16 protein-coding genes and 2 rRNA genes (1 of these 18 cut by a window edge) are annotated in these 20,645 nt (G+C 44.6%); 15 read left to right on the top strand and 3 right to left on the bottom strand.

Features of this window, described 5'->3' with window-relative positions; genetic code table 11:
- The 5 genes from ACXHJ1_RS20020 to ACXHJ1_RS20000 all read left to right on the top strand — a co-directional run.
- Positions 1-1,889, top strand: a 23S ribosomal RNA gene (locus tag ACXHJ1_RS20020); it begins 1,039 nt to the left of the window's first position.
- Positions 1,890-2,038: 149 nt separating this feature from the next.
- Positions 2,039-2,155, top strand: a 5S ribosomal RNA gene (gene rrf, locus ACXHJ1_RS20015).
- Between the two features lie 381 nt (positions 2,156-2,536).
- Positions 2,537-3,388 carry an alpha/beta fold hydrolase gene (locus ACXHJ1_RS20010; protein WP_240753698.1) on the top strand — a complete coding sequence of 284 codons (852 nt, stop codon included), beginning with the start codon at positions 2,537-2,539 and terminating at the stop codon, positions 3,386-3,388.
- Positions 3,389-3,745: 357 nt separating this feature from the next.
- A complete protein-coding gene (locus ACXHJ1_RS20005) occupies positions 3,746-4,468 on the top strand; it encodes a YjjG family noncanonical pyrimidine nucleotidase (protein ID WP_016818751.1) in 723 nt (240 codons plus the stop codon).
- A complete protein-coding gene (locus ACXHJ1_RS20000; protein ID WP_019687226.1) occupies positions 4,469-5,029 on the top strand; it encodes a GNAT family N-acetyltransferase in 561 nt (186 codons plus the stop codon).
- 65 nt (positions 5,030-5,094) lie between these two features.
- On the opposite strand, the gene ACXHJ1_RS19995 is transcribed toward ACXHJ1_RS20000, so the two are convergent.
- Together ACXHJ1_RS19995 and ACXHJ1_RS19990 are read right to left on the bottom strand one after the other, a co-directional pair.
- Positions 5,095-7,371, bottom strand: coding sequence for an alpha-galactosidase (locus ACXHJ1_RS19995; protein WP_457905113.1), 2,277 nt, complete (start codon positions 7,369-7,371; stop codon positions 5,095-5,097).
- Between the two features lie 39 nt (positions 7,372-7,410).
- Positions 7,411-8,409 (bottom strand): LacI family DNA-binding transcriptional regulator, encoded by a 999-nt coding sequence (locus ACXHJ1_RS19990; protein WP_016818754.1) that lies wholly within the window; start codon positions 8,407-8,409, stop codon positions 7,411-7,413.
- A gap of 175 nt (positions 8,410-8,584) precedes the next feature.
- Between ACXHJ1_RS19990 and ACXHJ1_RS19985 the strand changes: the two genes are divergently transcribed.
- The 8 genes from ACXHJ1_RS19985 to ACXHJ1_RS19950 all read left to right on the top strand — a co-directional run bounded on the left by ACXHJ1_RS19985 (position 8,585) and on the right by ACXHJ1_RS19950 (position 18,726).
- Entirely contained in the window at positions 8,585-10,393 is a 1,809-nt protein-coding gene (locus ACXHJ1_RS19985) for a cache domain-containing sensor histidine kinase (RefSeq protein WP_031463512.1), read from the top strand.
- Positions 10,386-11,492 (top strand): response regulator transcription factor, encoded by a 1,107-nt coding sequence (locus tag ACXHJ1_RS19980; RefSeq protein ID WP_045245255.1) that lies wholly within the window; start codon positions 10,386-10,388, stop codon positions 11,490-11,492. The genes ACXHJ1_RS19985 and ACXHJ1_RS19980 overlap by 8 nt, the downstream gene beginning before the upstream one ends.
- Positions 11,493-11,688: 196 nt before the next feature.
- Positions 11,689-12,990, top strand: coding sequence for an ABC transporter substrate-binding protein (locus tag ACXHJ1_RS19975; protein WP_025364847.1), 1,302 nt, complete (start codon positions 11,689-11,691; stop codon positions 12,988-12,990).
- A gap of 79 nt (positions 12,991-13,069) precedes the next feature.
- The gene (locus ACXHJ1_RS19970; RefSeq protein WP_016818758.1) at positions 13,070-13,948 is read left to right on the top strand and encodes a carbohydrate ABC transporter permease; all 879 of its coding nucleotides are present in this window, start codon (positions 13,070-13,072) and stop codon (positions 13,946-13,948) included.
- A gap of 28 nt (positions 13,949-13,976) precedes the next feature.
- A complete protein-coding gene (locus ACXHJ1_RS19965) occupies positions 13,977-14,819 on the top strand; it encodes a carbohydrate ABC transporter permease (protein WP_013371135.1) in 843 nt (280 codons plus the stop codon).
- 194 nt (positions 14,820-15,013) lie between these two features.
- Positions 15,014-16,615 carry an alpha-amylase family glycosyl hydrolase gene (locus ACXHJ1_RS19960; protein WP_457905112.1) on the top strand — a complete coding sequence of 534 codons (1,602 nt, stop codon included), beginning with the start codon at positions 15,014-15,016 and terminating at the stop codon, positions 16,613-16,615.
- Between the two features lie 254 nt (positions 16,616-16,869).
- Positions 16,870-17,505 (top strand): hypothetical protein, encoded by a 636-nt coding sequence (locus tag ACXHJ1_RS19955; RefSeq protein ID WP_457905111.1) that lies wholly within the window; start codon positions 16,870-16,872, stop codon positions 17,503-17,505.
- 156 nt (positions 17,506-17,661) lie between these two features.
- Positions 17,662-18,726: a Gfo/Idh/MocA family oxidoreductase gene (locus tag ACXHJ1_RS19950; RefSeq protein WP_044787916.1), complete on the top strand. Its 1,065-nt coding sequence runs from the start codon at positions 17,662-17,664 to the stop codon at positions 18,724-18,726.
- Between the two features lie 110 nt (positions 18,727-18,836).
- Here ACXHJ1_RS19950 and ACXHJ1_RS19945 read toward each other — a convergent pair whose 3' ends face one another.
- Positions 18,837-19,355: a DUF3231 family protein gene (locus tag ACXHJ1_RS19945; protein ID WP_044787915.1), complete on the bottom strand. Its 519-nt coding sequence runs from the start codon at positions 19,353-19,355 to the stop codon at positions 18,837-18,839.
- Between the two features lie 151 nt (positions 19,356-19,506).
- On the opposite strand from ACXHJ1_RS19945, the gene ACXHJ1_RS19940 reads away from it, so the two are divergent.
- Both ACXHJ1_RS19940 and ACXHJ1_RS19935 read left to right on the top strand, forming a co-directional pair.
- Positions 19,507-19,770, top strand: coding sequence for a WGxxGxxG family protein (locus ACXHJ1_RS19940; RefSeq protein WP_016818763.1), 264 nt, complete (start codon positions 19,507-19,509; stop codon positions 19,768-19,770).
- A gap of 255 nt (positions 19,771-20,025) precedes the next feature.
- Positions 20,026-20,454: a MarR family winged helix-turn-helix transcriptional regulator gene (locus ACXHJ1_RS19935; protein WP_457905110.1), complete on the top strand. Its 429-nt coding sequence runs from the start codon at positions 20,026-20,028 to the stop codon at positions 20,452-20,454.
- Positions 20,455-20,645: the final 191 nt, after the last annotated feature.

Here is a 20,645-nt window from a genome sequence, read left to right as displayed (position 1 = left end):
CCATCAGCTAAGGTCCCCAAGTGTGTGTTAAGTGGGAAAGGATGTGGAGTTGCACAGACAACCAGGATGTTGGCTTAGAAGCAGCCACCATTGAAAGAGTGCGTAATAGCTCACTGGTCGAGTGACTCTGCGCCGAAAATGTAACGGGGCTAAACACACCACCGAAGCTATGGCTTGATGCTTGCATCAGGGGTAGGGGAGCGTTGAATGCGGGTTGAAGGTGTACCGGAAGGAGCGCTGGACTGCATTCAAGTGAGAATGCCGGTATGAGTAACGAAAAGATCTGTGAGAATCAGATCCGCCGAAAGCCTAAGGGTTCCTGAGGAAGGTTCGTCCGCTCAGGGTAAGTCGGGACCTAAGGCGAGGCCGATAGGCGTAGTCGAAGGACAACAGGTCGAAATTCCTGTACCACCGTAATCCGTTATGAGCGATGGGGTGACGCAGTAGGGTAGTGACGCGGACTGATGGATGTCCGTCTAAGCAGTGAGGCTGATGTGTAGGCAAATCCGCACATCGTAAGGCTGGGCTGTGATGGGGAGCGAAAATTATAGTAGCGAAGGTCATGATCTCAGACTGCCAAGAAAAGCCTCTAGCCAGGAGAAGGTGCCCGTACCGCAAACCGACACAGGTAGGCGAGAAGAGAATTCTAAGGCGCGCGGAAGAACTCTCGTTAAGGAACTCGGCAAAATGACCCCGTAACTTCGGGAGAAGGGGTGCCTCGGTAGGGTGAATAGCCCGAGGGGGCCGCAGTGAAAAGGCCCAAGCGACTGTTTAGCAAAAACACAGGTCTGTGCGAAGCCGCAAGGCGAAGTATACGGGCTGACGCCTGCCCGGTGCTGGAAGGTTAAGGGGAGTGGTAAGCTCGTAAGAGCGAAGCTATGAACCGAAGCCCCAGTAAACGGCGGCCGTAACTATAACGGTCCTAAGGTAGCGAAATTCCTTGTCAGGTAAATTCTGACCCGCACGAATGGCGTAACGACTTGGGCGCTGTCTCAACGAGAGATCCGGTGAAATTTTAATACCTGTGAAGATGCAGGTTACCCGCGACAAGACGGAAAGACCCCATGGAGCTTTACTGCAGCTTGATATTGAATTTGGGTACGATCTGTACAGGATAGGTGGGAGCCGTAGAATCTTGAGCGCCAGCTTGAGGGGAGGCATCCTTGGGATACCACCCTGATCGTATCTAGGTTCTAACTTGGTACCGTGATCCGGTACGAGGACAGTGTCAGGTGGGCAGTTTGACTGGGGCGGTCGCCTCCTAAAGAGTAACGGAGGCGCCCCAAGGTTCCCTCAGAATGGTTGGAAATCATTCGAAGAGTGCAAAGGCAGAAGGGAGCTTGACTGCGAGACCTACAAGTCGAGCAGGGACGAAAGTCGGGCTTAGTGATCCGGTGGTACCGCATGGAAGGGCCATCGCTCAACGGATAAAAGCTACCCTGGGGATAACAGGCTTATCTCCCCCAAGAGTCCACATCGACGGGGAGGTTTGGCACCTCGATGTCGGCTCATCGCATCCTGGGGCTGAAGTAGGTCCCAAGGGTTGGGCTGTTCGCCCATTAAAGCGGTACGCGAGCTGGGTTCAGAACGTCGTGAGACAGTTCGGTCCCTATCTGTCGTGGGCGTAGGAAATTTGAGAGGAGCTGTCCTTAGTACGAGAGGACCGGGATGGACGTACCGCTGGTGTACCAGTTGTTCCGCCAGGAGCACCGCTGGGTAGCTATGTACGGAAGGGATAAGCGCTGAAAGCATCTAAGCGTGAAGCCCCCCTCAAGATGAGATTTCCCAGTATGTAAGACCCCTTGAAGACGACGAGGTAGATAGGTTGGGGGTGGAAGTGCAGTAATGCATGGAGCTGACCAATACTAATCGGTCGAGGGCTTATCCTAAGATAAGACGCAATGAGTTTCGGATCCAGTTTTCAAGGTGTAACCTTGAAGGTATGTAGAAGTACATACGACAAGCGTATGGCGATTCATTCACACGATCCGTGATGAACTGAATAACCTCACGAAGGAATTTGCGAGGCAAATTCACGTTTGGTGGCGATAGCGGAGGGGTTCCACACGTACCCATCCCGAACACGACCGTTAAGTCCTCCAGCGCCGATGGTACTCGGACCGCAGGGTCCTGGGAGAGTAGGACGTTGCCAAGCACGAAAAAAGAGCACAGCCATTAGGGTTGTGCTCTTTTTGTATAACCGATTTATTTATCGGTCACCTGAACGGCTCATGCCATGCCTTCGGTTAAAAGTACTACAATACTCTGGTTCTTCCTTATACAGTACTGCCTGGAGGGCACTTAAGGATTGAAGTTTATGGGTAATTTCCTTTTGCCACTTTGTATCTCCGACTTGTACGGCAAGATTGAGAAGATCCAAATTCGGTTTTATTTTTGAAAAAATCATGTTAAACTTTTCTCATAAAATAAACGGACTTTCAGAGGTGAGTTGTAGTGCTGGAACGCTCTATGGAGAATACAAGGGATTTAAACAACGGAAAGGGAGTGATTTAAAGAAGAAAAGGAGACGATGAGGATGAGCACTTATCAAACGGTTATTAGTGATGGATTTGAGCTGAAATATACTATAAGAGGTAACGGAAAGTCGATATTGGTGATCGGCAGTAGTGTATATTATCCTCGCATATTTTCAGACCATTTATATAAAAAGTTTCAGTTTATTTTCTTAGATCATAGAGGGTTTGCAAAACCGACTCGTGCTTTAAAACCAGAAGACTATACTTTGGATAAAGTCATCAAAGACATAGAAACAGCAAGACAATGCCTTCATTTAGATCCATTTATCATATTAGGACATTCCGGGCATGCTTTTATGGCTTTGGAATATGCTAAACAATACCCAGACTATGTTGAAAAAGTGGTGCTATTAAATTCAGCGCCTACGAACAGCCAAGAAAGACAACGGCAAAGCTTGTCATACTTTTATGAAACGGCCAGTCCAGCCAGAAAAGAACGTTTTGAAAAAGATATTGTTTTATTAGAGGATGATATCAAAAGAGATCCCGACAGAAGATTTGTTCACATGTGTATACGTATGGGAGCCCAAAGTTTTTATGATTATACCTATGATGCAGCTCATATGTGGAATGATGTGCACACGAACATGCCTATCATTGATTATTTATGGGGAGAAGCCTTCGGAAAGATAGATTTGATACAGTCCTTGGGAGATGTCGATAAGCCCATGTTTATTGGTCTTGGAAGAACTGATTACTTAGTCGCGCCTGTTTCATTGTGGGATCGGGTCGATGATAGCTATACGAACGTAAAAAAGGTGGTTTTTGAGCATAGTGGCCATAATCCGATGTTTGAAGAACCTCATTATTTTGATCAAACATTAACCGAATGGATTAATGAAAATCACTAGGTTTTTAAAACAGTCGATTCCGGTACTGGAAACAGACCTGAAGATGATGGCAGGTTGACCCTAAAGATCTACGAATGGAGAACAAATAGTTTGAATTTTAAAAGGAGAATGTTTACCTTTTGGCTTGTCACTGAAGCATCGGGGACAGCTTGAGTTAGCATTCTCCTTTCATTTATAAATCGCTATGGTAGTAGTTTGGCACGAAGCATGTTACTTCGCACTGGCTCAAACTCATAGAAAATATTACTCCATTCTTTTTGTCATGACTTGACGGATCAATGAGGTTCTGTATAATAACCGAGAGATCATACTGTAATGATAGTTTATTTCCATTTGATATGGAGGTTGGAGGTCGTTTTGAAATACGAAATTATTTTATTTGATGTTGATGATACGCTGTTTGATTTTAAAATGGCAGAGAGCCATGCGCTACATAATACGTTCACCCAATTTGGATTGCCGCAAGGGGCCACAGAGTATAAATCCAGCTATGATGAGATTAACAGTGTGTTGTGGCGAGAGGCAGAGGAAGGACTTATTACCTCGGCACAGTTGCGGGTGGAAAGATTTAAACGATTGTTTACTGTCCATAAGCTAGACTTCAATCCAGACGCCTTTAGTGCTGCTTATTTACGTTATTTGGGTGAAGGTGCTTTTTTGATGGACGGAGCGGTTGAACTATGTGACGTACTATCTGAGTATCGTTTGGCGATTATTACGAATGGAATCAAAGAGGTACAAACCTCCAGAATTCAGCTCTCTCCGCTGCGTGATGTGTTTGAGCAGGTAATTATTTCAGAAGAAGTGGGTTGCCAAAAGCCACAAGCTGGTATTTTCGATTACGCATTTGCCAAGCTAGCCATTTCAGATAAAAGTAAGGTCCTTATGGTCGGCGATTCTTTAACCTCTGATATTCAAGGAGGGAATAAGTACGGAATTGATACCTGCTGGTTCAACCCTGCCAGAAAAACAAATACGTCTGGTATTCAACCCACTTATGAAATAACAAGTTTGATGGAATTACTGAGTAGTGTACTTTCAATAGGGTCTGTACTGAATCGTACGTCGGCGGAAATCTAGATGAATGATGTAGAAATCAGAAGACCGAAAGTTAAAGATGCCGAAAAGTTAAATGAATTGTTTAGAATAGTGATTACAGACACATTTGCTAAAGAAGGTATTGGAAGCAAGCTGGAGGATATAGAGGATGAAATTGAGACTAAAAGAGCGTATTTGGAAAGTGACTTAGAAAGCCACGGTGAGCAACGATATTTTTTAATCGCTGTAGACGGGGATCGAATAATGGGTTCAATTGAATATGGCCCGGCAAGTGAACTTATAAGTAAATCTACCAATGATGCATTAAAAAATTTGTGCGAGGTAGGAACTGTATTTGTTCACCCTGACTACCAGAAGATTGGAGTAGGAAATTTATTATTGAAATCAATGTATCTGGCGTTGAAAGATAGAGGAGTAGAAGAATTTTGTTTAGATAGTGGGTATCGTATTGCACAAAAAATATGGGAAAAGAAGTTTGGAACTCCTGATTATTTATTAAAAGATTATTGGGGAAAAGGCTTTGATCATATGATATGGAGAATCAAAATCAAGGATGCTATTAAATGGTCACAAAGTTATTAAACAAGGCAGGTCGGAAAATCGACCTGCCTTGTTTTAATTTTTTATCGTCACCGGCTGAACTATAATTAACAGGAGATAGCTTTAAGGCGGAAGGTAGAGCTGGCAAAATCCCCAGTGAGATCCGAGACAACAAGTCCAATCTTCATTAGACGGTCACCTCCAAAAATTTCACCGTCGAACGCCACACGGAAGGGGGAGACGCCATCTTCAGCCAAGGTACCACCGACTGGTTCTGAAGTATTGCTGGTTGCCCCGGTTTCGATTATATACTTTTTAGCTGGGTCAAGTCCTTTTAGAGTTAGTCGCCGGATAGGACCATTTGGCTCAGCCAACACACGGAAGTAAGCGACAAAAGCTTCGGACTGGTCCTCGCTAACAAACATCCAGGCAGTATTGCCTCGGCCCTCAAACGGACTAAGAAGTCGATACATATCTCCCTGCTGTACAAGGGAACGGATTTCTTTATACTGGGCAATTTGTCTGGCAGCAAGCTCTTTTTCTACATTAGTAAATGCAGTAAGGTCAAGCTCGTAGCCAAAATTCCCGCTCATTGCCACGTCGCCACGTATGGCGAGGGAGGTGTTTCGTCCCACCTGGTGGTTCGGCACGTTCGATACGTGGGCCCCCATGGTACTGGCCGGATACACGATGCTGGTGCCGTACTGGATAGCCAATCTTTCAATAGCATCAGTGTCATCACTGGTCCATGTCTGCGGCATATAGTAGAGCATCCCGGGATCGAATCGTCCACCTCCACCAGAACAGCTTTCAAACAAGATGTCCGGGAAGCGTGAGGTCAGGCGTTCCAGCAGATCATAAAGTCCGAGCATATAACGGTGCGCAGTTTCTTTTTGACGTTCGCTAGTAGCGGTAGCCGAAGCAATCTCTGTCATATTACGATTCATGTCCCACTTGACATAAGTAATTGGGGCGATCGAGAATACGGAGCTCAGCGTCTCGTACAAGTAATCGCATACTTCCTTGCGGGAGAGATCAAGCACCAATTGGGATCGGCCTTCCGTCCGCCGCCGACCTTCCGCATGTAAGCACCAGTCGGGATGGGTGCGGTACAGCTCACTATCAGGTGATACCATTTCCGGCTCAACCCACAAGCCAAATTGTAATCCTTGTTCATTAACCCGTTTGGCTAGGTCGGTGAGACCTCCAGGTAGCTTGCGGCGGTCTTCGAACCAGTCCCCAAGCGAACTGTTGTCGTTGTCGCGCTTGCCAAACCAACCGTCATCAAGAACAAATAGCTCAATTCCAAGAGGTCCCGCTTCTTTGGCAATCGCCTCGATTTTATCGGCGTCGAAGTCAAAATATGTGGCTTCCCAATTGTTCACGAGAATCGGGCGTTCCTTGTCGCGATAAGTTCCTCGGCACAGACGTGTGCGGTAGAGTCGGTGATAGGTGCGCGACATGCCCCCAAGACCTTCTTCGGAAAAGACCAGCACGGCTTCAGGGGTCTGGAATGACTGACCCGGTTCAAGCCGCCAGGAGAAGTCAAAAGGATTAATTCCGATACTTACACGGGTCTGATTAAACTGTTCTACTTCCGCCTGCGCAACGAAATTGCTGCTGTAGATTAGACTGAAGCCGTACACATCCCCACGATCTTCTGTTGCATCTGGACGAAGCAGGGCCAGAAAGGGATTCATTTGGTGACTGCTGGAGCCTCGCCGGCTTTCCAACCGAATGGCGCCGGGTCCAAGATCGCGGCGTTGGATATGTCTTTCCCGAACCCAGGCGCCAGATAGATAGAGAGCTTGATAATTGGAATCGGCGAAGTCGACAGAGGCGCTCATCGCCTGCTCAATATTCATGACAGCGCTTCCCTTATGTTCAAAAAGAGTAGACCTAGCAATAGCGCTGTGGTTCGCAAATACAGTATAGAGTAATGTAGCCTTAAGACCTGAGTGCTGGTCCTCAAGGAACAACAGGAGAGTTGTTGCTTCATCATCCGATTCGGTATAGACGGAAGGGAGGCCTTCAAGCTTTGGTTTGCCCGATTCAACACGGTGGCCACTATATTTTAGCTCCGTAGTTCGAGTTCCATCCGCAAGCGCAACCTGATAAGCCGGTTGACGGAAGTCGCTTGTCCCATACTGTGGATATTCCTGTGGAAGCGCATCCAAAGAAAGCGCACGATTAGAAGAAACGGGAGTGGGGGAGAAGGAGCAGCGCTCTCTAAGCTCCAATATACTTGCGAGACTTTGGTCATGATGAAGTTGGGCTCCCCAATAGACATGTGCAGGATATCCTTCTACCAACTGGATAATATAGCTGCAATCCTTGGACTGCAGGTGAAACAAACCAAGCGCTTCGTTAACATGAATGTTCATGATATTCACTCCTTAGGGGGTTATCATCTCGATTGACTCTCAAATATTGATTTTACTGTTGATGCATGAGCTTTCCCGTATGACAAGCTTAGTCCCGATCACGCTGTACGCAGGTGGTTCACGTCCCTCAAACCGTTCAGAGAGCAACTGCACGGCAGCTTTTCCCATTTGTTCGGGATAGGCACGTACAGTAGTTAGCGGAGGCTGCACGAAGGCCGCCATCTCAATGTCGTCGAAGCCGACAACAGCCATATCTTCGGGTACCTTGACTCCATGTCCATGAAGGGCGCGGAGGGCTCCAATGGCGAGCGGATCGCTGGCAGCGAAGCAGGCTGTCGGTCGTTCCTGCTCGGCTAGAAGCTCGTTCATCATTAGATATCCATCCGCAGTACTCCAGGCGCCTATGCGGACGAACTTCGGATTATACAAACCTCGTTCCCGCATGAATCGTTCAAAATAATGCGCCCTTCGCTCTCCATCGCTCTTCCCGCCAATAAATCCGATTTGTCGGTGGCCAAGCTCGAGCAGATGTCCAAGTGCCTGGTCAACCGCCTGCCGAAAATGGAGTCGTACGGAATCGTATTCCAGCTGCTCATGGTACTGGTCGACAAGGACAATGGTGTTCTTGTCCGGATACAGCTTGGACACCTCTTCAGGATCAACGCCGCCCACGACAATCAGACCATCCGCCTTCTGCAAGGTGTCGAGAGATGAACGGCCTCGCAGCGTCTGTCCCAATGTCAGGCCAAGCTCCTCACAGCGCAGTTCGATTCCACGGCGGATCGAGGCGTAATACGGATCGTCTCTTTCCTCCTCAATGGAACACCACAGCAGGAGGGAGACCGTTTTCCCGGCACGTTCCGTGTTCCTCTTTAACTGCCTCAGGCGGGAAGGCTTATACCCGAGCTGCTCAGCAATTAAAAAAATTCTGTTTTTGGTGTCTGGACTCACGGATAGTGACAGATCGTTATTTAAAACCCTTGAAACGGTTGCGGCAGACACTCCCGCTTCGCGGGCAATGTCTTTAATGGTTGCCAAAGAGCTCACACCTTTTTAGTTAATAATTTTACTAAAAATCGACTTTATCCTAACACATACTTTTTGCACTTTCAAGATGGATTGTTGAATTTTTTTAACATTATTTTAGTTCTACTACTGTTCAGATTAGTTGTGTTAACATGATGAATATTCTCTGATGACGGAGGGGTCTTATTTGAATATTCTGTCCCTAGCTCGTAAGTGGTTTGGTCGCCTTCGCTTTAAAAGCAAGGTTATAGCGGTATTTCTCCCGCTGATCATTATTTCTCTGCTCATTCTTGGACTTGTGTCCAACCAACTTTTCAGTCGTTCATTGATAGAGCAAACGACCAGCAACGTAGTTGACGAATCTCAGCTTATCCTGTCCCGGACCGACTACATATTCAGTAGTGTGGAAACGGCGGCCAACATTATGGTCACGAATATTAACCGGATGTATGATTCATACGGTGCAAGACCTGATACTGCCATAGATCGTGTTCAATTTGGTAACCTGATGCAAAGCCGTCTATCTATTGATTTATCAATCTTTCGCGAAGTGGATGCGGCGGTATTTATTGATAATGAAGGGACAATTTTTGCTTCTTATACCGAAAGTGGGGATGATAGTAAAGTCTATAGCATGCTCAAGCGGGTAAGGGAATCCGAAAGTTATGGACAAGCACTCTGGTTTGATATGGAGAAGAGAGATTTCCTAACACCGGATCCCAACTCTCCGGTTTTGACGCTGGGAAAGATGGTCATTAATATAGACACCGGCGAACCCTATGGAACGCTTTTTCTGTTAGTGAAGGAAGAAGGTTTGTCTGATTATTTTCGTTCCAGCGATCCCGATGCGCCCAAATCTTATTATTTTTTAGATAACGAGATGCGTGTGGCTGTGGCAGAAGACAATGGGATGCTGATGAAGCCAGTGAGTTCACAGTTAGCGGAGGCCATCCAAGGCTGTGGATCTGATGTGTCCCCAAAAACATGTTCATTTGAGGATGGCGGCAATCTCGTAACGGTCAATGATTATAACCGGATGGGTTGGAAGCTGGTCAATATTGTTTCTCTTAGCCTGCTTACAGCTGATGTCCGGCAAAATGTAAGGCTTTCACTCTTAATCGGCGTATTTTGTCTTGCTTTTTCCTGGCTCGGTGCTAGCTTCCTGTCCAAAATGGTCGTTAGTCCTCTCGAACAGCTGACTAGAGCCATGCGAAAAGTAGTTGCCGGCGATTTACAATCGGTTGCGATAGTCCGAACAGAAGATGAAATCGGTACCATTGCTGAAGCTTTTAACTTTATGATAAGACGGATTCGGGAATTGCTGGATGAAGTGAGGCAGGAGCAAAACCGCAAGCGTGAATATGAACTCGCATTGATGACGGCTCAAATAAAACCGCATTTTCTGTACAACACTTTAGATACCATTTATGCACTGAATGAGTTGGATCGTAATGATGAGGCTAGAGATACTACGAAGGCGCTGGCAGATTTTTATCGAATGGTGCTAAATAAAGGACGGGAACTCATTATTTTAGAAAAGGAAGCTCAGATTACTGATGATTACCTGACTATTCTGCAAATCCGTTATCCCGATGTGTTCCGCTATGAAGTGGATATCCCTCCAGAACTTGCGGGTACACCGATCCCGAAACTCTCGCTCCAGCCACTTGTCGAGAATTCGATTTACCATGGTCTTAAGAAGAAAGGAACCAAAGGTTTTATCCGTATTTTCGCTTTTACACAGAACGATAGGGTGATCGTCCGGGTGGAGGACAACGGTGTGGGAATGGACGAAATTCAAGTTCAGAACATTATGTCCAGACATTTACCGAAAGAAGGAATACGATCAATCGGTACCTATAGCGTTCAGCAACGGCTGAGCCTGTATTTTGGCGAGGAGTATGGGATATCCGTGCAGAGTGTTCTCGGAGAGGGAACCATTGTTGACCTGTCGCTACCAACGCAGCCAAAGGGGAGTGTACACCAAGATGTATAAAGTGATGATTGTTGATGATGAGCCGCTGTTCCGAGACTTTCTGCGAATTAAGATAGACTGGGAAAGTTACGGCTTTCGGGTTTGCTGTGAAGCAAGGAACGGGCAGGAAGCACTTCAGGAAGCCGAGCGGCATCAGCCGCACCTTGCCCTCGTTGATATCAATATGCCCTTTATTGACGGAATTGAATTAGCCGAGAGGTTGAAAGTCAAGTTCGAACGAATCGTAATTGTATTCATATCCGGGCATAACGAGTTTGAATATCTACAGAAGGCCGTTCGAACTGGAGTGCAGGATTATTTGCTGAAACCGTTCAATGCAGAAGAAATGCTCTCAATGTTGGAGCGTATTAAAGCGAAATTACCAGTGCTTCCACAGGAGAGTGAAAGTGCAGAGTTAAGGGGACAGGACGGCGAAGTGCTGCATAGCAGAGCAGGTATGCCTGATTTGGGTCATCTACGCGATGCGGTTGTGCTTGACCTCCGAATGAAAGACAGTGAAACACTAGAGGAGGTCCGCAAGGCAATCCGCCAGCTTAGTAAATATAAATGGGGAGATGAATACGCAGATGCGATGCTTATGGGAATCGTATCTTTAGCCCTTTCTTTTGCAAGTGAACGTGGCATTCCTTATGACCAGCTATGGGAAAACGGAGGAGACAAGTCTCCTTACGAACGGCTGCGAGAGTTAGATTCCTGGGAGGCTGCTGAAGGTTGGATGCTCGCCCTATACCGCAAGCTGATCCTGCTGATGGAGAATATGCGTCCTACGAAGGCTTCCAATTTATTCGCGGCGGCGATCAACTATATTGAGGAACATTATGCAGACGCAGAGTTGTCTGCTGAGCAGGTGTCGTGCGGAGTATTCGTCGATCCCAGCTACCTGCGCCGCGTATTTCGCAAGGAGTCTGGCTTTTCCATAGTGGATCACATTACACACATCCGAATGAAGAAGGCTAAGGAGCTTCTGCTGAAAGGCAATCGGAAGCTGTCAGAAATCGCTGAAAGTGTCGGTTACAGTGACCCCAATTATTTCAGCAAATGTTTCAAGAAACGTTTTGGTATGACACCCACTGAATATGAGCAACTCAAAAAGAGATAGTATCTGCCTTGTGAGGCAGAACACATCAATTTAAGCCTGACGGTTTTCCTATATGGAGGACCGCTGCTCTATTTGTCCCGTTTTTTACTGATAATACCCGTTTTATTCCTTAAAGAAGAATAGAGGCAGCGGTATACTGTAGTCAAGCAAATGAAAGCGCAATCATCAAAGACTCTTCATGAGGGGGATAAAACAAATGAAAAAAAATCTTAAAATTTGGAGTGCAGCCTTGCTAGTACTCACCATGTCCGTCGGATTGGTTGCTTGTGGCGAAGACAACTCAGCCTCTTCCAATAACGGATCAGGGGACGGAACAATCAAATTGAAGGTGTATGCGCAGCATTTCGATGACGATACCATTAAGCCGTTCGATTATGCGGTGGCAGAGCTCAAAAAGAAGATGCCAAACGTAGAAATTGAATTGGATCCTGCCGTGCAGGACGGAGGCCAGAAGCTTAAAACATATGCGGCAACGGGCAACATGCCAGATGTTTATTTAGCGGATTGGTCTGTCCTGCAAACTTTTGCAAAATCGAAAAATGTCGAGGTTCTTGACAACTATGACACAACAGCCGAATTCAAGAAGAGTCTTAACCCGGGAGTTGAATCGCGTTTGGTAGCTCCTGACAATCATGTGTATGCTTACCCTGAAACTGGTATTGAATTCCAAATGATTTATTACAACAAGTCCATTTTTGAGAAGGTAGGAATCAAAACACCGCTTAAGACGATTGACCAGATGGCCGATGCAGCGAAAAAGTTAAAAGCTGCTGGTTATGTACCAATGTCGATCTTTGCAAAGGAAAAATGGATTACGACCGCTTTTTATAACGGACTGGTTACAAGAGAGCAGCCGCGTGGATTTGGAGCACTTGAGGAGAAGGGTGTAAAAGCATTGCCAGAAGCATTCGTAACAGCAGCACAGCAAATGAAGCAACTGCAAAGAGCCGGATTGTTCGATGCCAACGCTACGAACACCAATTATGATCAGGCATCCTCTCTATTTTATCAGGGCAAAGCTGCCATGTTCGTGAATGGACAATGGGAAATTTACAGTTCCCAGGAAAAGCTGGGCGATCAAGTCGACTGGATGTACTGGCCTGCAAAGGATGAAGCAACCTACGAGAAGTCCAAATATTTTATTGACGGCTCAGGTTCTCCGCAAGGTTATGCAGTATCAGCGAATAGCAAAAATAAGGAAACAGCCGTAAAGGTAGCGGCATTCCTTGCCTCGAAGTCAGCAGAGTACAGATACACTCAACTTGGAAGTCCGATAGTTCCAGTGAAAGTAGATAAGCCAATGGCCTCCAATGTTCCAGCAATGATGCAGCGAGTTGTCAAAGAGTTGCTGCCTAATGCGCAGGAATATGCTCAACTTCTGAGCAATACAAAAATTCAGAACACCATTAATGACAATACTCAAAATATGATGGTAGACAACTTTTCTGAAAACGATTTTGTGAGCAATCTGAATAGCACATTGAATAAAGAAAACTGAGAATTCAGGGAATCGGCAACCCTTGGCGACATAGAGCGCTGGGGGGTGCTGTTCCAAAGATAAGGGGTGGAAGCAAGACATGAATAAATATTTGGGGAACAAACCGGCGCTCGCACTGTTTCTCCTCCCTGCTTTGATACTGTATAGCGTGATTCTAATCTATCCTGTTTTGCAAACCGTTCTTCGCAGCTTTTATGATTGGGATGGTCTTAGTACGCTGACCTTTTCGGGATTGAATAATTACCGAGAATTATTCTCCGATCCTCTACTTGGGACTTCGCTTAAGAACGGATTGATCTTTGCAATTGTACTGGCAGTCTTTCAGATCGGACTGGGAACGATATTGGCACTAATCTGTGCGGACCCACGTACACGCGGGCGGAAAATACTGAAAACGGCTTATTTTATCCCAGTTGTCCTATCGGTAACCGTGGTGTGCCAGCTATGGATTGCAATCTACGATCCAACCAACGGATTAATCAACCGACTGTTTGAACTCTTGAACATCCCATATCAGCAAAATTGGTTGAGTTCCCCAACAACATCCATTATTGCCATCGCCTTTGTTAATGCCTGGCAGTTTATGGGATACCAATTCTCGTTGTTATATGCGGGAGTTAAGTCAATACCCGAAGACTACTTTGAGGCGGCCACGATTGACGGTTGCAGCAAATGGAAAGCGCATCTGCATGTTACGCTTCCTTTAATGAGGGAAACATACAAATTTTGCTTCATTATCGCGATAACCTCTGGAATAGGGGCGTTTGTGCAGATGCTGATTATGACAAATGGTGGGCCCGGCACTACAAACTATACAATGACATTCATGATTTATCGCTATGCTTTTATGGAGAGCAACTATGGTTATGCGTGTGCTGTATCCGTGCTGCTTGTATTAATCTCGTTATTGGCAACTGTTGTTATCAATAAGCTGTTCGACCGCGGACAAACCGCCTGATGAGGCGTGTATTGAAAAGGAGAACGAAATGAGTAAAACCGCTTTGAGCAAGTTCAGACATGCTGCCCTGCAGATACCACTGTGGTTGTATCTAATTGTTTCGGTCTACCCGTTGTTTTGGATGGTATCCTACTCGTTAAAGAACAACGATGAGATCTTCGTCTCTAACCCATTTGGACTGCCAACGCATTTTCGATACGAAAATTATATTAATGCCTGGACACAATTTAATATTCCCCGTTACTTTCTGAACAGTCTGGTCGTATCAACGATTTCGACTCTGTTTATCCTTTTACTAGCTCTGATGTTTGCCTTCGCAGTGGCTCGTATGAGGTGGAGATTTCGTTCTACCGTCCGGACTTATATGACCATAGGAATGTTTATGCCGCTTCAGGTTATCATGATACCGCTGGCGATTCTGGTTCGCGATTTTAATCTAACGAATACGTATGGAGCTCTTATTCTTCCTTATATCGCAATTGGCCTTCCTTTCTCGTCCATGATTTTCTATGGGTTCCTTACAGGAATCCCTAAGGAGATAGAAGAGGCAGCATGCATGGATGGAGCTAATATTTATAGACTGTTCCTGAAAATCATTGTACCCCTTGCATTACCTGCAATTGCAACTGTAGCCATTTTTCAATTTTTGAACAACTGGAATGAGTTCACTTTGGCCTATATTCTCATTTCTGATGAAAATATGAAGACATTGCCGCTAGGCTTGCTTTTCTTCCAAGGTTCTTATAGTACAGATTGGGGAGCCATGGGGGCTGTTATGACTATTGCCTCCTTACCGATGGTACTCGTGTATCTGTTCTTGAGTGAACAAGTGGAGCGGGCGATGACGGTAGGTTCCGCTGTAAAAGGATAAAAATAGACTTGCAAGCAAACTGCCTGGGTTAAGGATCAGAAAAAGATCCTCTAACCCAGGCAGTTTGTTCGATACAGACATCAAACAATAAAATCGATATTTTCCACTATAATAGATAATAATATCCCCTTTTTTTGGGTGGTTTTTCTTTATAATGAAGGCGCACCCATAACAATTAAAGGAGCTGATATGTTTTGACTCGTAACAAACGCTTAAGAAAATGGTCCACGATCCTGTTAACGGTGCCTATGCTCACGATGTTCGCCTCAAGTGCAATGGCCGAGCAGGATATGAACGGGCATAAGCCTCCGAATTCTGCTGGAAGCGGCGTGTTTTACGAAATTTATATCAATTCTTTTTATGATTCGAACGGGGACGGACATGGTGATTTAAAAGGTATTACGCAAAAGCTTGATTACTTAAACGACGGCAATCCCCGTTCGGGTAAGGATTTGCAGGTCAGCGGTCTCTGGCTCATGCCACTGAATCCGTCTCCAAGCTACCATAAATATGATGTAACTGACTACTATCAAGTGGACCCGCAGTACGGGAATCTGAATGATTTCCGCACCTTGACGAAAGAAGCAAAAAGAAAAGGTGTCAAGGTGATCATTGACCTTGTTATCAATCATTCAAGTAGCGAGCACCTTTGGTTCAAGGAGGCTAGTGCCAACCCGCAAAGCAAATACCATGACTATTACGTATGGGCTGATGAGAATACAAACCTGGATGAAAAGGGATCATGGGGCCAGCAGGTATGGCATAAGAATCCGAATGGCGAAGGGTATTTTTACGGTACCTTCTGGTCCGGGATGCCGGATCTGAATTTTGATAATCCCGAAGTCCGCAAGGAAATGATCAAAGTCGGTAAGTATTGGCTACAGCAAGGTGCAGACGGCTTCCGGCTTGATGCGGCGATGCATATTTTTAAAGGGCAAACGAAGGACGGTGCCGATAAAAACATTGCGTGGTGGAATGAATTCCGTTCCGAGATGGAAAAGATAAATCCAAACGTATATCTGGCAGGAGAGGTATGGGATAAACCGGAGACAATAGCTCCTTATTACGAATCGCTCCACTCTCTGTTTAATTTTGACCTGGGCGGAACGATATTGAACTCTGTGAAAAACGGTCGAGATCAAGGTATTGCTACATTCTCCGAGAAAACGCTGAAGCTGTACAAATCATACAATAAGGCGGCACTCGATGCTCCATTTTTAAGCAATCATGACCAAACCCGAGTTATGAGCGAGCTGGGCGGGGATGTACGAAAAGCCAAGCTGGCTGCATCCATTCTTTTGACGTTGCCGGGTCAGCCGTTTCTCTATTATGGGGAAGAGATCGGCATGAAGGGAGAGAAGCCCGATGAGTATCTTCGAGAGCCTATGCGCTGGTATAAGGGAGAAGGCCTCGGTCAAACAAAGTGGGAGGAACCCAAATACAACAAAGGCGAAGTATCGGTGGAAGCGCAGTTGCGGGACAATGATTCTCTGCTGGAAAGCTACCGCACGCTTATCCGTCTGAGGGAAGAACATGAGGCTCTTCGCAGCGACAGTCTAGAGCCGATCCAAGCAGGTTCTGCCAGCGTGACGGCATACAAACGTTCTTCAGGCAAAGAAACATTGTATGTATATCATAATCTGTCAGGAGAGCCGGTTACCATCCAGATGAAAGATCGAGATAAGGAAAAGCGGAAAGTGGTTTTCTCTACCTCAAAGGATGCTAAAGTAAGGAAAGAAACGGTGACGATTCCCGCTTACAGTTCTTTAATTACCCAAGAAGATAGAAAGAGCTGAGCTACGCAAACTTACAGCCACAATAAGGATGGATATTTATTGGTAAATACATGTGGGGGGTGTGAAGAACACCCCTCTTGTAAAACTGTAATATATACTCAAATATAAGCTCGTAAGGAGGATGCAACCTGATCTCTTCCACTCATCAAAAGCGTATAGTTGCTGTGATGAATTCGTTACCGGTAAAGCAAAAGTATTCTAAAAACGAATTACTGATTAATGATTTCAAATTAAAGTCTTCGGGAGACGTTGAAATGTTCTATTCCCCGCATAATGAATATATCAATTCTTCCGCGAAAGTAATGCTAGTTGGTATTACACCCGGTTGGCAGCAGATGGAAATTGCCTTTCGAACTGCCATAGTAACTTTGAAGGATCAACAGTCATATGAGGAAGCTTGTAAAAAAGCCAAATTTGCAGCAAGGATGGCCGGTTCCATGCGAGACAACTTAATAAATATGCTTCAAGAAATAGGATTGCATGATTTTTTGAAAGTGTCGCATGTACGTAAACTATTTGATTCAGATTGCTCGTTGTTACATACAACTTCCTTAATTCGTTTTCCAGTCTTCGTAAATAAAGAGAATTACAATGGACATCAACCTTCCATGATTAACCATGCTTTTTTGTATGGAGCATTGCTTGAATCTTTTCTTCCTGAATTAGAATGTTTAGAGTATCCACTTATTATTCCACTAGGAAAGTCAGTCGAGACTGTTCTTCGTCGCTTGCTTGATGAACAGAAAATTCAAGAAAAGAAAATTCTGTGGGGGTTCCCTCACCCGTCTGGTGCTAATGGTCATCGAATAAAACAGTTTCAAAATTCAAAGAAGTCAATGCAGGAAATCTTGAGTGAGTATTTATCCAATACTGAATCCCCTAGATCTTAATATCCCCCTTTTTTTGGGGAAAGATTTCCTTTATAATGAAAGCGTATGCAATAACATCTTACAGATGACCTGCATGGCAGTAACCGATTTACAATTGAATTCGATCCGTGAGCAACCGTTTGATAGGTGGTGGCTCAATTTAGGAGTGGAAGGAAAATGAAAATGGACAATCGGAAATACAATGTAGTTATTATTGGTTATGGAGGTATGGGAAGCTACCATGTTCAATTAATTGAACCTATTGAGCAGCTTGCCATTGGCGGTGTATATGATATTGTCGATTATCGGATGGAATTGGCTGCAGCAGCCGGCTATAAAACTTATGCCAGTCTAGATGCCGTTCTCGGCGATCAGGACGTAGATATTGTATTAATAGCAACGCCTAATGACGTTCATAAAGAAATTGCGATTCAAGCATTGCAAGCTGGCAAACATGTTATTTGTGAAAAGCCCGTTACCATCACGAGCGCAGATTTCTTAGATATTGTCGAGGTGGCCAAGCAAGAAAATCGTCTGTTTACAGTACATCAGAATCGCAGATGGGATGAAGACTTCCGTATTGTCAAAGATATAATCAGTAAGAAGACTGTTGGCGATCTTTTCCATCTGGAATCGCGGGTTCAGGGAGCTAACGGCATTCCAGGCGATTGGCGGCAGTTGAAAGCGTATGGTGGAGGAATGCTGCTGGATTGGGGAGTGCATCTGTTGGATCAGCTACTTCAGATTACGGACAGTCAAATCGAAAGCGTGACCGCTACCTTAAGTTATATTTTGGGGACAGAAGTGGATGACGGCTTTAGTAGCTTCATTGAGTTTAAGGACGGTCTTACAGCGGTCATTGAAGTAGGTACAACGAATTACGTAAAGTTGCCGCGTTGGTATGTTAAAGGAACCGAAGGAACCGCAGTGATCAAGGATTGGGATCTGAGCGGAGAGATTGTCACTCGGAATCCAGATGTCGCTCACGTGGAACCCAAACCGATTCAAGCAGGTCAAGGGTTGACGAAAACGATGGCACCTCCGTCTGAGGAATCCACCCTTAAGTTCCCGATTGAGAAAATACCTGCTGCTGCAGAAAGCTTTTACGAAAATTTTGTCTCCACCATTGAAGGAAAAGCCGAGCTTGCGATCAAAAGCGAAGAAGTGCACCGTGTACTGGTGCTGATTGAGACGATTTTTGAGGCGGCAGCGAACAAAAGCGTGATTCGAAGAGATATTTAACGAATTGTAAACAAATCTAACCCCCATTGTCCTCATATTCAGGATAATGGGGGTTATTGTTTTAACTTTCAATCTGTTCTGAATATGGCTAGAAGCGATTTAATCTATTTTTAAACTTCAACAGCTTCAGGTCTTTTTACTTGAAGGGGAGGAGGCACCAGCCATCCTTTTTCTTTAGTCATTTGAAGAATCTTAACTCCTAAAGCTGTTTTGGTAGCATGATATTTTGCAAACAAGGCCCCTATATCCTCTCTAATGGATTGCCCCATCACTTGACTACAAGCCACCAGTCCCAATGAGGTATCAGACGCAATTTTAGCAGCAATCTCCGGGTCAGTAAAGCGCGCACCAACAGGAATATCTTCAAGTTTCACTGGAGGTCTTTCTGGTAAGACTGGCGCTGGAGCAATCCCATTATCAGTAAGGAGTGTATCACACTCTTTAATTTCAAGTTTCGCTTGATCAATGAGTGCATCCAATATTTTTTTCAAATCCTTATCTCCTGCATGATTCAGGAATGCTTGGTAGAAAGACAGAGCTCCTTTTGCGGCCAATGAAAATTGCCAAACACCGGAAATTTCACCATAGTGCATTGGTTCATCTTTTGGATTTCCACTTAATATTCCCATCATAACCGCTCCTTTAATATTTTTTACACCGATCTTATAGTTCCAATTAATGATTAAAAGTATCCAAATAAATTTGTAAATACACAATGGAATAAGGAGCAGTTTTTTGGAGAAATTATATGCATCACACTTTCAGGGAGGATTCCTTTTTATGAAAAAACAAATAGTCACTGCTGTAGCTTCCATGTTCTTCTTTGCAGCTTTAGTCGTTCCTTCATCAGCACAAAGTGCAAATGTAGATGTGGCCAATGACACAGCTAATAATGCTTATCACAACAACAATTCAACCTACAACGCTAACAGTGTACGAGCAAACGCCGTAGATAATGACAACGATATGGATTGGGGATGGATTGGCTTACTTGGGTTACTGGGACTGGCTGGAATGCGCAAAAGAGTATCTGACCATAAATAATTAGTAAACTACAATGGGTTTCAAAACAAAAACACCTTCAGGAGAATGCTTCCATTTCTAAATATGGAGGCCGATTTTGAAAGGTGTTTTTGTGTTGACCACTTAAGTCACTGCATCAGAAAGGATTTTTTATAACCTCTATCTGTTCTTAAGGGTTTTGACCATTTCCAGTAACCCTGATAGAATTAATTATTCCCTATAATGACTTCTATAATATGTGTTAATTATACTTTAGAATAGAACGGGTGAGTCGAAATGCATAACAACAATACTATCGAACTTTTAAATATTTGGCTGTCCCTTACTAAACTCCAATCGAACATAAACGATGAATTGGAACATGCACTTCAAGAAAACTATAGTTTATCCTTAAATGAATTTTTGGTTCTGTATTTCTTATCTCAAACCGAGGAAAAGAAATTAAGATTACAGCATTTACAAGAGATGGTTGGGTTAAGCCAAAGTGCATTATCTAGACTGGTAGTCAGAATGGAAGCAAAAAGCTGCGGAGCTATGCAAAGACATATATGTGAAGATGATCGTCGGGGAATCTATACAAGCATGACCGATTTTGGGGAAAAGAAGTTTGACAGAGCGCTCGAAACCTTCAACCAAATTTTGGAGTCGGCTCTTTCAAAAGATGAGTTGAAGCAAAAATTACAATCACTCATTGAAAAAATATAATTCTTTCATTTAAAATTAAAACTTAATACGAAATTTAATGTCTGAATAGAGTAAAATTTAACCCTAGGTCTAGAGAATACAATCTCTGGGCCTTTATTTACGTAAATGCATAGTTTAAACGGTAGTTGACAAATAAAAAATGCATGCTGTATTATATGCATGTGCATGCATATAATATGTTTACTATAAAA

Source organism: Paenibacillus sp. ALE2 (genome assembly GCF_054113385.1).
Note: the sequence above shows the minus strand (reverse complement) of the source record. Positions and strands in the feature narration are given on the sequence as shown.

Coding starts and splice junctions, on each gene's coding strand:
- ACXHJ1_RS20010 (WP_240753698.1), top strand. CDS start 2,537: ATGAGCACTTATCAAACGGTTATTAGTGATGGATTTGAGCTGAAATAT.
- ACXHJ1_RS20000 (WP_019687226.1), top strand. CDS start 4,469: ATGAATGATGTAGAAATCAGAAGACCGAAAGTTAAAGATGCCGAAAAG.
- ACXHJ1_RS19995 (WP_457905113.1), bottom strand. CDS start 7,371: ATGAACATTCATGTTAACGAAGCGCTTGGTTTGTTTCACCTGCAGTCC.
- ACXHJ1_RS19980 (WP_045245255.1), top strand. CDS start 10,386: ATGTATAAAGTGATGATTGTTGATGATGAGCCGCTGTTCCGAGACTTT.
- ACXHJ1_RS19975 (WP_025364847.1), top strand. CDS start 11,689: ATGAAAAAAAATCTTAAAATTTGGAGTGCAGCCTTGCTAGTACTCACC.
- ACXHJ1_RS19970 (WP_016818758.1), top strand. CDS start 13,070: ATGAATAAATATTTGGGGAACAAACCGGCGCTCGCACTGTTTCTCCTC.
- ACXHJ1_RS19965 (WP_013371135.1), top strand. CDS start 13,977: ATGAGTAAAACCGCTTTGAGCAAGTTCAGACATGCTGCCCTGCAGATA.
- ACXHJ1_RS19955 (WP_457905111.1), top strand. CDS start 16,870: ATGTTCTATTCCCCGCATAATGAATATATCAATTCTTCCGCGAAAGTA.
- ACXHJ1_RS19950 (WP_044787916.1), top strand. CDS start 17,662: ATGAAAATGGACAATCGGAAATACAATGTAGTTATTATTGGTTATGGA.
- ACXHJ1_RS19945 (WP_044787915.1), bottom strand. CDS start 19,355: ATGGGAATATTAAGTGGAAATCCAAAAGATGAACCAATGCACTATGGT.
- ACXHJ1_RS19940 (WP_016818763.1), top strand. CDS start 19,507: ATGAAAAAACAAATAGTCACTGCTGTAGCTTCCATGTTCTTCTTTGCA.
- ACXHJ1_RS19935 (WP_457905110.1), top strand. CDS start 20,026: ATGCATAACAACAATACTATCGAACTTTTAAATATTTGGCTGTCCCTT.